The organism is Mycobacterium malmoense (assembly GCF_019645855.1).
GTDB classification, from domain to species: Bacteria; Actinomycetota; Actinomycetes; order Mycobacteriales; family Mycobacteriaceae; genus Mycobacterium; species Mycobacterium malmoense.
In genome coordinates, this window is the sequence record NZ_CP080999.1 from 4,095,398 (window position 1) to 4,108,297 (window position 12,900).

The window sequence follows — 12,900 nt, forward strand, 5'->3', positions numbered from 1 at the left end:
GTTCAGCTCTCTTTAGACGAGGCGCTGCTCAGAGCGCCGGGACGCGGGATGCCCATCGCCAGACGGGTCACCCTATGGAGAGCCTTACTGGAAAGCAGCCGGTTGGCAATAAGCAACATGCGGGCATCGACGCCGACGGCGTGCCGGGCAAACGGCGCGCGGTCCTCCAGTGCCTTGGCGAGGCCATTGGCGAAGCGCTCCGGTGGGCGCGCGAGCCGCATCGCGGCGCGGCCGCGCCGGTCGATCTTGCCGTGCAGCGCGGCGTACGGCCCGGCGAAGTCACGCAGGTCGGAGGTCCCCGCGTCCGTGATGATGTCGGTGTCGAACGTGCCGGCCACCACGACGGTGACGCCGAGCCCGAAGGGCGCCACCTCGCCGGCCAGCGACTCGGCCCAACGTTCCACCGCACCCTTGGCGGCCGAGTATGCCGCGATCTCGGGCATGCCCCGCACGCCGCCCTGGCTCGAGATCACCACGATGCGCCCCCGTCCCGCGGCCCGCATCGACGGCAACAGGGCCTGGGTTAGCCGCACGGGCCCGAAGACGGCGGTGGCGAACATCCGCTCCCACAACTCCATCGGCGTCTCTTCCAGCATCCCGGCGGCGGAGATGCCGGCGTTGTGCACGAGCGCGTGCGGGGCGCCGACGGCCGCCTCGATCGCCTTGGCCGCGGCCGTCACCGACGCGGAGTCGGTAAGGTCCAGCGGGACGGCGATCAATCGCGAATCGTCCACCGCTGCACCGGTCTTCGCGCGCAGCGCCGCCAGGCCGGGCTCGGGTGAGCGCATCGCAGCCACCACGCGCCAGCCCCGCCGGTACATGTACGTTGCCGAGGCGAGGCCGAGCCCGCGGGACGCGCCGGTGATGACGATGGTGCGCGGCTCATTCATGGCCGGGCGCACACCGATTCCCGTCCGCAGCGAGCTGTACGTTCGGGCGTCCGTTGGGCTGGGCGCTCATCCACGTTGACCAGATGCCGACCGAGTATGGTCCCGGCTGACCGTTGCGCTCGTAAAAGCCTTGCGGGTCATAGACTTTGGCCTCCGGGTATGGCCAGGGGCAGGCGACCGAGGTGGCGGTTCTTGTCCACTTGATGATGGCGAAGCCCGTACCGTAGCCAAAGTAGGCGAGGTTGATGAGGACGAACATCACCGCGAACATCGCGAGCTTCGGGCGGCCGGGGAGGATTCGCGCTCGCTGAGCGAGCTTCTCGGCCACCGTGCGGCCGGTGTCGTCGCGGTACAGCAGCACACCGGCTGGGATCATCACGAACGTCACCATCACGGTTTCCCAGATGAACGGGAATTGGTAAGTCTGGCCGGCGAAGACGGAGCCGAACGGAATGACTTGCGAGTAGATGTAAAAACCGGTGCGCACCAGCGTGACCTCGAGCATCGCGTCGATGATGATGCCGACGGGCAGGATGATTGCTGCCAGACTGATCAGCGGATGGCGCCAGACGAACGAGTCGACGGGCCGACGGGCCTGAATCTTGCGCAGGATCCAGATCGACGGAAAGTAGGGGCCGAGGTAGAACATGATGTAGCCGATGACCAGGAACGGCTCCACCGTCGGTGACAACGACACCAGCGGCCAGTCTTCCGGCCAGTGCCACAGTTGCGGGTTGTAGACGGCATATGGCGACCAGTTCATGATGGGGTCCTGCCAGACGATCAGCGTCGTGACGATTCCCATCAACAGAATTGGGTGACCCGGATGCCTGCGCCAGGCCACGACGTAGACCGCAATGATGATGGCCATCGAGACGATCGTGAAGATCTGGAACAGATCCAGCCAATGGTGGTAGCCGAACAGCGGTTCGACCGGTCGCGGGGCGCCGGCGACGTACGGGTTCCGAATGCGTTCGGACACAGCGCCTCTGCGCGCGTAGTACGCGACGACGGCGAACAGCGCGACGGCGACGAATATCCAGACCGGGGCCCAAACGGACCTCTTCTTTTCCGTGGTCGGGCTTGCCACGGACGGCGTTGTCTCTTTGGTGGTCATCCGTCATTCCTCACCGAAGCGGTCGACAAGATGGGAATTGATGCCGTCGGCGTCGAGCCGGCGCGCCACCAGGTAGCCGGCGCCCATCCAGGCCCGCCGGGTCCACTTTCCGAACGACACCCTGGTCCCGGGTGCGCCCGCGCCGGCCGGCAGCATCTTCACCCGCTCCAAGGCCTCCTTGACGCCGCGCGGACTCAGCGGATGGGCGTCGGCAAAGGCGTGCAGCAGCGCGTTGGCCACGTCGTGGTTCACCACCGGCACGCAGTACTGCGGGCGCCGTCCGTATTCCTCGCCGTACCGGTCGAGAAAACGCTGGCCCACACCATTGCCTTCGTCGTACTGGTCGATGCCGGTCCAGCCCAAAAACGCCTGCCACATGATCGGGTTGACCCAGGCGTTCTGGAACGCGGTGCTGGTGAACCGGGGCGGATCCCAGTTGAGTTCTGCCAGAGCAGGATTGACGAACACGATGCCGAAACCGAAGCCGCAGTGCACCAGCGCGCTCGGCTTTGCCTCGTGCAGGGTGCGGATCGCCTGGCCGATGTCCTGGGCGGTCTGCGCGACCTGCGCCTCGGCGACGATCCGAATACCCTTGCGGTGACATGCTTTTCGGAAGTTTTGCAGGTAACTTTCGCCGACCAGCGACTGCTCGACCAGGACGCCGACCTCACCGTGCCCTCCCTTGGCCAGCAAGTCCGCCCAGAAGATCGGTTCGTCGGTCATCGATCCCTGCGGAAACGCGAAGGTCCACTCCCCCAGCCAGTCATCGCTTCCGCAGACATTGATCGCCGGCACCCGGAATCGCTCCTCGATCGCTTCGCGCGTGGGCACGGCGTTCTCCGAGATGTGCGGGCCGAACACGACCAGGCATCCTTCGTCGACGAGTTCGCCGTAGGCGTCGATGACGGCCTTGACGGTGCCCTTGGGTAGCCCCTCGACCTCCCGGTAGACGATCCGCACCGGACGGTCGATCACCCGCTGATGCAGTCCGTCGTTGAACACCAGCTCGAACGGCCGGGTGAGGTCGTCGCGCATCTCCTGCGGATAACCCTCCGGCAGCAGGAAGTCGAACAGGTAGCCGATCCTGATCGGCTCCGCGGTGCTTTCGTAGGACAATCTCACCTCCCGCAAGCCCGGCGCGTCGCGGCCATCCCGATTCGTAAACCTAAAATTTGTTCTGACCCTAGCGTGACCGATGTCTCATCGTCAATCACCGCCTGAGCGCCCTAGTCGGCCAGATAGACGTCGATCATCTCCGACAGGCCGCCGGCGGCATGAGGGTCGTCGGTCAGTGGCCCGGCGATGGCGGCGCGAGCGGCCGCCGCCGGGCTCAAACCCTCGGCGATGAGCCGCCCCGCGGCGATGAGCACCCGCGTCGAAGCCACCTCGCGCAATCCGCCGTTTTCCAGCCGTCGGATCGCCTGAGCCAATCGCACCAGTTCGGCGGCAATCTCGGCGCCGATGCCGGCCTCATGCGCGACGATCTTCTCCTCGATATCGGGGGCCGGGAAGCCGAACTCGATCGCGACCATCCGTTGCCGGGTGGAGTCCTTAAGGTCCTTCAGCACACTTTGATAGCCGGGGTTGTACGACACCACCAGGCAGAATCCGGGGGCGGCTTCGAGGGTCACGCCGAGCCGTTCGAGTGGGAGCTGGCGGCGGTGGTCGGCCAGGGGATGCAGCACGACGGTGGTGTCCTGCCGGGCCTCGACGACCTCGTCGAGGTAGCAGATCGCGCCGTCGCGCACCGCCCGGGTCAGCGGGCCGTCGACCCACTCCGTTTCACCGCCCCGCAGCAGGTAGCGGCCGACGAGATCGGCGGTGGTGAGATCGTCGTGACACGCGACGGTGATCAGGGGACGTTGCAGGTCGTATGCCATGGCCTCGAGGAACCGCGTCTTCCCGCATCCGGTGGGGCCCTTGAGCAACACCGAGAGTCCTTGGCGGAAGGCCGCCTTGAACACCTGCTCCTCGTTGCCGACCGGAACGTAGAAGGGACGCAAGTCGGTATCAAGCATCACGTCCCCTTCGTCTACCTTGCCGCGCGACTCGCCGCAGCGTAGCGCGGAACAGATATTTGGCTCAACCTTCCGCGTGTTTCCGGGCGGCGGACCTCGGCCGAGCGCAGCGCCGTCCGGAACAGCGGCCCCACCACCTGGCTCAGTTGCTCCGGTCGTGCGATGGTGGCGTGGGCGGCGCTGCCGAACACCCGTTGCAGCTCTTCGGGATCGGTACCGGCACCAATCGTGAGGCAGACGCATCCGACTCCGCGTCCGCGCGCTTCGGCCAAGGCGCGGCGGGCGTCCGCCGCCCCATACGCGCGTTCGTAGCCGTGGTCGTAGGCCAGCCCGTCGGAGAGCACCACAAGCAGCCGCCGGGACGTGCCGCCGCGGCTCTCCAGCACCGCGGCGCCGTGCCGGATCGCCGCACCCAGCCTCGAGTACGCGCCGGGCACGAGGCCGCGAAGGCGCCGCGACGCAAGCGCATTGAGGTCGTCGTCAAAGCGCTTGACCGGCATCACGTGCACGCACGAGCGGCCCTGCGAATGGAAGGCGTAGAGCGCCAACCGATCCCCGAGAGCATGGAAGGAAACGGCCAACGCCGCCGCGGCGGCCCGCTGCTGTTCGTGGACCGTCTTGCCGTGTGTGCCCGGCTCGGCGACAGAGCCGGAGACGTCCAACAGCAGCAGCACGGAGAGGTCGCGCCGGCGCCGAAGGGGCGCAATGTAAACCGCTTCCTCCGGGAGCGAACCGGCCGCCGCCGCCACGCGGGCTTCGATTGCCGCGTCGATGTCGATGTCGTCGCCCTGAACCTGGCGGTGAAACCAATCGGGGCCCAGACCGAGCCGGGCGAGCGGCCGGCGCAATCCGTACCCGTCTGGGCTATCCGGAGACGGGACGCTCGTGACGGCGGGTTCCACTTCTCGCACGGTGCACCAGTTCGACCGATAGCGCCGCTCGCGAAAGTCCCACTCGGGGTAGGCGATCCCCTGACCTTCGACGGGTTGGTCGTCGACCTGACCCGCCGGCGCGGTCGACAATGCCGCTGTGGCGCCACGGATTCCCGAACGCGTCCGGTGCGTCGGCGCGTCGGCGCCGGGCTGACCACCCTCGCCGAGGCGGCGCACCGCCCGCAGCATTCGGCCCAGCAACCGGCCCAGCGCGCCCCGCCCACCTACCGGGCTGGCGAAGGCGTCCTCGCCCCCGGTGTCGTCGTCGTCTTCGAGCCATTCGGCCGTCCGCGCGTGTCGTCGGGCCGCAGCCAATACCTTTCGCGCGCGGAGGGTTCCGAAGCACTCGGGCGGATCGGGAATTGCCTGCCGGCTCGAAGCGACAGCCAAAGAGGCGGCGGGCGAATCACCGCGGCCGGCAAGGTCGCTGTCGACGAGCCCGCGCACCGGCGACGGCAGCAGGTCTTCGTTCGCCGCGAGCGCCCGGTGACCTTCCACGGCAAGGTATCGCCTGGCCAGTGCGGGGCGCCGCCTGAGCACGCGCAGCACCCCCGGCTCCAGGCTTCCGGCCGCCAACAGCGACGCCTGCACGGCCAGCGCTTCAAGCCGATGTCGCGCGGTGGCGTCGGCGTCGACAAAAACGGTGGCGCCATCCGTCCACGCCGGCTCACCGGGCTCGACGGGCGCCACCCGCAGCGTGCGGCCGGAGAGCGCCCATGCCAGCATGCCCAGTCGCGCCAAGCGATCGGGGTTGCGCTGGTCGGTTGCCAAGCGGTCCCTCTTCACGTCGGTGTCTGTTGACCAAATATCTGCTCCAACGTAAAGTCCGGCTTGGTCGGGAGTCAATCGCGCAGGGTCGAGTCAAGGAACAGTGGACTTCTCATATCCACCGGAGGCGGAACGGTTCCGCGCCGAGCTGCGTGACTGGCTGTGCGCGAACCTGACCGACGAGCTGGTGGCCGCCCGCCGGCGCTCCGCCCGCCACGACGCGGCATTCGAGTTGCTGCGCGCATGGAACCGCACCATGGCCGACGCCGGGTGGGCGGCCGTGTCCTGGCCGCGCGAATACGGCGGCCGCGGGGCGACGGTGCTGGAGCAGCTGGTCTACACCGAAGAAACCACGCGCGCCCGAGCGCCGTTGCCGCTCAACGTCATCGGCATGAACAACATCGCTCCCGCGATCATGCAATACGGCACCGAATCCCAGAAGCGCACGCTGCTCCCCCGCATGATGCGCGCCGACGACATCTGGTGCCAGGGAATGTCGGAACCCGAAGCGGGATCCGACCTCGCGGCGCTGCGCACCCGGGCGGTCCGCGATGGGTCAGGCGTCGGGGACTTCGTGGTCAACGGGCAGAAGGTCTGGACCTCGCTCGGTCATAAAGCGGACTGGTGCCAGCTGTATGTGCGCACCGATCCCGAAGCGCCGAAGCACAAGGGGATCTCCTGCCTGATCGTCGACATGGCACTGCCCGGCATCGAGGTCCGCCCGCTGGTCACGCTCAACGGCGACACCGATTTCGCCGAGATTTTCTTCCGCGACGTGCGCGTGCCCGCGGACACGTTGCTCGGTCCGCTCAACGGTGGGTGGCGGGTGGCCACCACCACGTTGAGTCACGAACGGGCAGGGGCTGCAAGGCTTTACGCCGAAATGCAGGTGCGGCTGGAGGAATTGGTGGCCGACCTCGCCGCGGCCGACGACGGAACCGCGCCCGGCGTCCTTCAAGACCCGGTGACACTGCGGCGCCTCGGCGAGATCGCGGTCCGCATCAAATATCTGGAAGTGCTCTGCCAGCGATCGATTTCGGCGACACTGCGCGGCAGCCCGGGCAATGCCGCCCTCGGATCGGCGAGCCTCGCCAAGACCGTGTGGGGTGAAATCGGGCAGGACATGGCGGCGCTGGCCTTCGACGTGCTGGGCGCCCGGAGCCCGAAGGGCCAATGGGCCGACTACCGCCTGACGTCGCGGTCGCTGACCATCGCGGGCGGGACGACGCAGATCAACAAGAACATCACCGCACACCGCGTGCTGGGATTGCCGCGCGAATGAACCTCGAACCGACCGGTGAGCAGGTGGCGCTGCGCGGCACCGTGCGGCGCTTTCTCGCTGAGAGAGCACCGATTTCGACGCATGTGCGGGCCTTGCTCGACGACCCGACCGGCACCACCGAAGACGTCTGGCGTGGCCTCGGCGACCTCGGAACCACCGGGCTGCTGGTGCCGCAGGAATTCGGCGGCGCCGGGATGACGATGGTCGAGGCCGGCATCGTCGCCGAAGAGCTCGGCGCCGCACTACACCCGGGCCCGTGGTTGTCGACCGCGGTCGCCGCGCCGCGTGCGCTGACCCGGCTCGGCGCCAACGACACGGCCGCTTCGATTTTGACCGGGATCGCCGACGGCACCACGATCGCCACGCTCGGCCCGCTGGAGTCGGATGACGCTGCCATCGCCACCGGGCGGGGCGACGAGGCTGCACTGCGGGGCGAGATCGTCATGCCCGACGCCGCCGCGGCGAACGTCTTGCTGGTGTTCGCCGAGATCCAGGGCGGCACAGGGATTTTCGCGGTAAACACCGACTCCTGCGGCGTTTCGGTGACACCCGAGCGCGGTATCGACCAGACCCGCAAGCGCTTTCGGGTCGCGCTCGATGGCTCGACCGCGCACCGGCTGGCCGCGCCGGCACCGGATGCCATCGCGGCGGTGGTCGACGACGTGCTGATCGCCACGGCCGCCGACGCGCTCGGCGCCGCGCGGGCCGTCATGGATCTGGCAGTCGAATACGCAAAGGTGAGAAAGCAATTCGGTCACGCCATCGGCTCGTTTCAGGCGATTCAGCACCTGTGCGTCGACATGTACGAGACGGTCGAGCTGGCCCGCGGCGGGGTGATCCACGCGCTGTGGGCCGCCGACAATGCCGACGCCGAGGAGCGTCACCTGTCCGCGTTGCGGGCGAAGGCGTTCGCCGGCCGGCTAGCCAGCGTGGCCGACACCGCGATCCAGGTGTTCGGCGGCATCGGCTACACGTGGGAGCACGACGCCCACCTGTACCTCAAACGCCTGCTGAGCTGGAGCACCTTTCTCGGCGCGCCCGACCGCTATCTCACCGAACTCGGTGCAAGCCTGGCGAAATGGGGACTGCCATGATCGACTTCACGGGCCAGGTCGCGATCGTCACCGGAGCGGGCCGCGGGCTTGGTCGTTTGTATGCGCTGGAGTTGGCTCGGCGCGGCGCCTCGGTGATCGTCAACGACCTGGGCGGAACGATGCACGGCGAGGGCGCCGACGCCAGCGTCGCGGATCAGGTCGTTGCCGAGATCGAAGGCGCCTGCGGCGTGGCGGTGGCGTCGCACGAGTCGGTGGCCAGCCCCGAGGGAGGTAAGGCGATCGTCGCGATGGCCGTCGAGCGCTTCGGCCGCCTCGACGCCGTCGTCAGCAATGCGGGGATTTTCAACAGCATTCCGTTCGACGAACTGTCCGTCGACGACTGGCGGCAGATGCTCGGCGTGCACCTCGACGGCGGATTTTATTTGAGCCAGCCCGCATATCGCGTGATGAAGACCCAGGGTTACGGCCGGTTCGTGTTCATCTCCTCGTCGGGAGGGATGTTCGGACAGCCGTTGGAGGCCCACTACGCGGCGGCCAAGGCCGGCCTGGTCGGACTGGCGAACGTGATCGCGATCGAGGGCGCCGAGCATGGCATCCTGGCCAACACCGTGCTCCCATTCGGGTTTTCGCGGATGGTGACCGAAACGGTGGGAGATCCGAAAACCCTTGAGGATATTGGCTTTTTGAAGGTGATCAGGCCCGAGCTGGTGGTACCGATCGTCGCCTTCCTGGCCAGCCGGTCCTGCGAGTTCACCCACCAGAACTACTCGGCCTGTGCCGGTCGTTTTGCGCGGGTGTTCGTCGGCCTCGGCCCAGGGTGGCTCGCCGACCTCGGCAGCGCCCCGACCGCCGACGACATTGCGGCTCATCTGGACGAGGTCTCGGCGACCGAGCCGTTCACCGTTCCCGCGTCGATCTTCGAGGAAGTCTTCGGCGTCTGCGCGCAGCTTGGAGTGCGCACCTAGTCGACGTCACGTGTCGGCGACCCGTTGACGAGGTGCTCGGATACGACGGCTGGAACGACTCGCGGTTTAGAATGGGCCTGTCAGCGCGTTATGCGCCGTATTTAGCGGAGGCAATCTGGTAGTCTTTAACAAAGATTTGGTTCGGCGGGAAGGACGGGTGCGCATGTCGGCACGGCCGCAATCGTCCGGAGTTGTGCGTAGTTAGCCATGGCCAAGACCGCGTCATTGGCAAGGGGACGGTCGGCGGATCACATATATTTCGCGGACGACTCGGGAACGCGCCGCACCGAGATCCTGCAGACCGCGGCGACGCTGATCGCATCCAAGGGATTGCGGACATCGTTGCAGGAGATCGCCGATGCCGCAGGCATTCTCCCGGGAAGCCTGTATCACCACTTCGACTCCAAAGAGGAGATCCTTGTCGAGCTGATCCGCCGCTATCAGAAGGATCTAAACCGCATCGGGCGGACCGCTCAGGCGAAATTGGATGAACCCAGCTCGCGACCTGCCGCCGAAAAAATCGTCAAGCTGGGATCGGCGATCGCCAACTGTGCCGTGCAACACGGGGCCGCCCTGCAGATGTCCTTCTATGAGGGGCCGAGTGCGGATCCGGAGCTCATCAAGCTGACGCAGCAGCGGCCCACCGCGATTCAGGAGGCGATGCTGCAAACGCTCCGCGCCGCCAGGTGGAGCGGTTACATCAAACCCGACATCGACCTTCCCATGTTGGCCGACCGCATCTGCCAAACGATGCTGCAGGTCGGGCTTGCCGTGATTCGCCACAAGTCGCAGCCCGACCAGGTGGCCAAGCTGATGTGTCGAATCATCTTGCAGGGGTTGGCAACCCAGCCGCCCACCGACTCAGCATTGGATCAGTCCAATGCCTTTGCAGCCGCAAACGAGGCCATCGAGACGTGGGCCGACGATGGCGAGGCCGGCCCTGACGCCGACGAGAAAGCGGCCCATGTTTTTGCGGTGGCGCGAGCGGAGTTCGGCCGCAAAGGGTACGAGGCCACCACCATCAGGGACATCGCATCGGCGGCGAGTGTTGGGACCGGAACCGTGTATCGGGTAATCGGATCCAAGGACGAACTCCTCGCCTCGATCATGGAATCCTTCGGAAGGAAGGTTGAGGCTGGCTGGGTCAGCGTCCTGAGCTCGGATGCCACGCCCATCGAGAAGCTGGACGCGCTCAGCTGGGTCAATATCAACGCACTCGATCGCTTTTCCGACGAGTTCAGGATTCAGCTTGCTTGGATGCGGCAATCGCCGCCGAACACGCCCAACCCGGGTTGGTTGTACGCGACGAGGCTTCGGCAGATGAAATCACTGCTCTCCGAAGGGATCCAGTCGGGGGAGATCACCATCAGCGCACCGTCCACGGCGATGCTGGCACGCTGCGTCATCGGCCTGCAGTGGATACCGGAGAACATTCTTCGCGCGGTGGGCACACGCGCGGCGCTGGTGCATGCCCGTGACACGGTGTTACGCGGTGTCGCAGTTCGCAGCAACTAGGGGTATTGAACCAAATAACTGTTCTACATACAGTAGGGCTGTTGGTAACTGCCTTGTGATGGCCCAGGAGAGGAAGTCTATGTCTGTCATCGATCGGTTGCGGTACGACGGCAAGCGGGCGCTCGTTGTGGGCGGCGCGACGGGCATGGGCGCCGCGGCGGCCAAGTCAGCGGCCGAGCTCGGCGCCGAGGTCGTTGTGATGGATTACGCGCCGGTGAAATATGACGTCGCCCAGGCCCTACAGGTCGACCTGCGCGATCCCGCGTCGATCGACTCCGCGCTCGAGCGGATCGACGGGCCCGTGCACGCGGTGTTCTCGGCCGCCGGAATTGCCGAGGGGCCGGACCTGATGAAGATCAACTTCATCGGCCACCGCTATCTCATCGAGCGCCTGCTCGACAAGGGCCAGCTGCCGTCCGGCTCGGCGATTTGCTTCATCTCCTCGGTCGCCGGCATGGGGTGGGAAAACGAGCTGCCCTTGCTGCAGGAGTTCCTGGCCACGCCCGACTACGCGGCGGCCCAGGACTGGGTATCGGCGCACGAGGCCGAAGGCATCATCCACTACGGCTTTTCCAAGAAGGTCGTCAACGCCTACGTGGCAACGCAGGGCTATCCCCTGCTGAAGAAGGGCATCCGGATCAACGCGATCTGCCCCGGTCCGACGGATACCCCGTTGGCTCAGGCCAACGCCGACCTGTGGCTCACCTTCGCGCAGGACTACCGCGACGAAACCGGCTCCAAAGTCCACACCCCGGAGCAGATGGGCGACGTCATGGCGTTCCTCAACAGCGCCGCCGCCTTTGGCATCAACGGGATCACGCTGCTGGTGGACTACGGGCACACGATGGCCTCGCTCACCGGGGCATACCCGCCCGGCAAACCCATCATCGACCTGATCATGGGGCGCGTCTCGCTGAGCTAGATACCCGCTACCGACACCAGCTCCCGTGCGCGACAACCAAAATCGCCAACAATCGGCCCCCTCCGCCAGATAACGTGCGGAGGGGGCCAATTGCCGTTTGGCAGTCACCGGCTCGCAACGGCGACCACCGCCGGAGTCAGAGCAGCTTGAGTAGGTTGGAAATCAACAACCCGATATTGCTTACCAGCGCTCCACCGAATTTGCCCAGTATCGATGGGAGGTTCGACAGCACCGACGGAATGCTTTGCAGCAGCGAAGTCAATTCAGCTGGAACGTTGCTCAGGTTGTTTAGCACAGGAGACAGCGATGGCCAGCCATTGACCAGCTGATTCACGAGGCTCTGGAGAGCGGCCGAGAGGCTGCCACCGGTTTCGATGTTGACCGCGCCGGGAGCAACAATCTTCCCCGCGAGTGTCGGACTAAGAGTGTTTACCACTGTATTAACTAGACCATTGTAGAGGTGAGAAAACGCGGGACTGCTGAGCAAGCCCGCACCCAGAATGCTTTGACCTGACCCGTTAAGCAGGCCGTTCACGGTTGCGCCAGGCGTATTGAGCAGACTGCTCAACGCCCCCATTGGATTCCCTGCATTCCACGCGTTGTAAGCAGCTTGAAGACTTAGACCTAGCGAAGTTTGAGCCTGGTACGGCGCGTCCAGACCGTAGAGACCAATCTGTGTCACACCAATGGTCACCGCATATTGGGTTGCAGATGCAAGGTTTTGGAGGAAGTATGCGGGGATCTCCAGAGTTTTTTCGAGTGGAAGTCCGAAGTCTTCGATTGGATTCTGGAACAGGGCCGTGTAAAGAGCATTAATTCCGCCGCTGATATTGCCCGATGTGAGGTCGCTGAGTCCGGTTCTTATGAGCGGTCCAAAATAAAACGCTAAGTAGTTAACGGCGTTAGTCGCGGCCTGTTGGTACGCCCCGACGTAGATGTTCGCGTAATCAACCCAGTTGGCCGCAACCTGCTGTAGGACTGGGAAGGGTGCCTTGCTCCACTTGCCGCTGCCGAAGATGTACTGGAGGTTGGTGCCAGCCGTCTGAAATGTGTTTACCCACGTTGCTAGGGGTAGGGGTAGCACGGCCGGGTTGATGAAGTCGGTCAGGGCGGCTGCGGGCACGGCGGCTGCGCTTGCTCCGCTGGCGAGCGAGGCGAGTTCGCTTTCCACACCGGAGAACAGATCGATGACACCGGTGGCTGCGTCGGTGAGCTGGATGTCGGACACGCTCACCTGGGGGAGCTGTTGGGCCAGGCGAAGGTCGGGTAGGTGCTGGGTGGCCGGGGCGACGGCGATGACGGCGGCGCTGGCCAGGGTGACGCCGGCGGTGATGTGGGGGCGGGCTGCGAGGTCCATGACCATCTCCTTTTGCGGATTCTGGATAATGACGAATTGAATGTAGCTGTGAAATATTGCGAACGAATCGTGACAACAA

General features: G+C 65.6%; 11 protein-coding genes. 5 read left to right on the forward strand and 6 right to left on the reverse strand.

What is annotated here, in order from left to right; genetic code table 11:
- Nucleotides 1-2: 2 nt before the first annotated feature.
- From K3U93_RS18730 to K3U93_RS18750, 5 genes are all read right to left on the reverse strand, one after another.
- Complete coding sequence (locus K3U93_RS18730; protein WP_083010819.1) at nucleotides 3-890, reverse strand: SDR family oxidoreductase; 888 nt, start codon at nucleotides 888-890, stop codon at nucleotides 3-5.
- Nucleotides 883-2,007 (reverse strand): spirocyclase AveC family protein, encoded by a 1,125-nt coding sequence (locus K3U93_RS18735; protein WP_083010801.1) that lies wholly within the window; start codon nucleotides 2,005-2,007, stop codon nucleotides 883-885. The genes K3U93_RS18730 and K3U93_RS18735 overlap by 8 nt, the downstream gene beginning before the upstream one ends.
- A gap of 3 nt (nucleotides 2,008-2,010) precedes the next feature.
- Nucleotides 2,011-3,123 carry an ABC transporter substrate-binding protein gene (locus K3U93_RS18740; RefSeq protein WP_083010820.1) on the reverse strand — a complete coding sequence of 371 codons (1,113 nt, stop codon included), beginning with the start codon at nucleotides 3,121-3,123 and terminating at the stop codon, nucleotides 2,011-2,013.
- A 110-nt stretch (nucleotides 3,124-3,233) separates the two neighbouring features.
- Nucleotides 3,234-4,025: a CbbQ/NirQ/NorQ/GpvN family protein gene (locus K3U93_RS18745; RefSeq protein ID WP_083010802.1), complete on the reverse strand. Its 792-nt coding sequence runs from the start codon at nucleotides 4,023-4,025 to the stop codon at nucleotides 3,234-3,236.
- Nucleotides 4,026-4,039: 14 nt separating this feature from the next.
- Nucleotides 4,040-5,683 (reverse strand): nitric oxide reductase activation protein NorD, encoded by a 1,644-nt coding sequence (locus K3U93_RS18750; protein ID WP_176219984.1) that lies wholly within the window; start codon nucleotides 5,681-5,683, stop codon nucleotides 4,040-4,042.
- Between the two features lie 145 nt (nucleotides 5,684-5,828).
- Here K3U93_RS18750 and K3U93_RS18755 point away from each other — a divergent pair, with 145 nt between their 5' ends.
- From K3U93_RS18755 to K3U93_RS18775, 5 genes are all read left to right on the forward strand, one after another.
- A complete protein-coding gene (locus K3U93_RS18755; RefSeq protein WP_083010803.1) occupies nucleotides 5,829-7,007 on the forward strand; it encodes an acyl-CoA dehydrogenase family protein in 1,179 nt (392 codons plus the stop codon).
- Nucleotides 7,004-8,101, forward strand: a complete 1,098-nt coding sequence (locus K3U93_RS18760; protein WP_083010804.1) for an acyl-CoA dehydrogenase family protein — start codon at nucleotides 7,004-7,006, stop codon at nucleotides 8,099-8,101. The genes K3U93_RS18755 and K3U93_RS18760 overlap by 4 nt, the downstream gene beginning before the upstream one ends.
- On the forward strand, nucleotides 8,098-9,027 hold the full coding sequence (locus tag K3U93_RS18765; protein ID WP_083010805.1) for an SDR family NAD(P)-dependent oxidoreductase: 930 nt from the start codon (nucleotides 8,098-8,100) through the stop codon (nucleotides 9,025-9,027). The genes K3U93_RS18760 and K3U93_RS18765 overlap by 4 nt, the downstream gene beginning before the upstream one ends.
- Before the next feature lie 207 nt (nucleotides 9,028-9,234).
- Nucleotides 9,235-10,542 carry a TetR/AcrR family transcriptional regulator gene (locus K3U93_RS18770; RefSeq protein ID WP_083010806.1) on the forward strand — a complete coding sequence of 436 codons (1,308 nt, stop codon included), beginning with the start codon at nucleotides 9,235-9,237 and terminating at the stop codon, nucleotides 10,540-10,542.
- Between the two features lie 79 nt (nucleotides 10,543-10,621).
- Nucleotides 10,622-11,464, forward strand: a complete 843-nt coding sequence (locus K3U93_RS18775) for an SDR family oxidoreductase (protein WP_083010807.1) — start codon at nucleotides 10,622-10,624, stop codon at nucleotides 11,462-11,464.
- Nucleotides 11,465-11,600: 136 nt separating this feature from the next.
- Here K3U93_RS18775 and K3U93_RS18780 read toward each other — a convergent pair whose 3' ends face one another.
- Nucleotides 11,601-12,821: a hypothetical protein gene (locus tag K3U93_RS18780; protein WP_139796988.1), complete on the reverse strand. Its 1,221-nt coding sequence runs from the start codon at nucleotides 12,819-12,821 to the stop codon at nucleotides 11,601-11,603.
- Nucleotides 12,822-12,900: the final 79 nt, after the last annotated feature.

What these genes read in the sequence shown, in the direction of transcription:
- K3U93_RS18730 (WP_083010819.1), bottom strand. Translation starts at nt 890, where the DNA reads ATGAATGAGCCGCGCACCATCGTCATCACCGGCGCGTCCCGCGGGCTC.
- K3U93_RS18735 (WP_083010801.1), bottom strand. Translation starts at nt 2,007, where the DNA reads ATGACCACCAAAGAGACAACGCCGTCCGTGGCAAGCCCGACCACGGAA.
- K3U93_RS18745 (WP_083010802.1), bottom strand. Translation starts at nt 4,025, where the DNA reads ATGCTTGATACCGACTTGCGTCCCTTCTACGTTCCGGTCGGCAACGAG.
- K3U93_RS18750 (WP_176219984.1), bottom strand. Translation starts at nt 5,683, where the DNA reads ATGCTGGCATGGGCGCTCTCCGGCCGCACGCTGCGGGTGGCGCCCGTC.
- K3U93_RS18760 (WP_083010804.1), top strand. Translation starts at nt 7,004, where the DNA reads ATGAACCTCGAACCGACCGGTGAGCAGGTGGCGCTGCGCGGCACCGTG.
- K3U93_RS18765 (WP_083010805.1), top strand. Translation starts at nt 8,098, where the DNA reads ATGATCGACTTCACGGGCCAGGTCGCGATCGTCACCGGAGCGGGCCGC.
- K3U93_RS18770 (WP_083010806.1), top strand. Translation starts at nt 9,235, where the DNA reads ATGGCCAAGACCGCGTCATTGGCAAGGGGACGGTCGGCGGATCACATA.
- K3U93_RS18775 (WP_083010807.1), top strand. Translation starts at nt 10,622, where the DNA reads ATGTCTGTCATCGATCGGTTGCGGTACGACGGCAAGCGGGCGCTCGTT.
- K3U93_RS18780 (WP_139796988.1), bottom strand. Translation starts at nt 12,821, where the DNA reads ATGGACCTCGCAGCCCGCCCCCACATCACCGCCGGCGTCACCCTGGCC.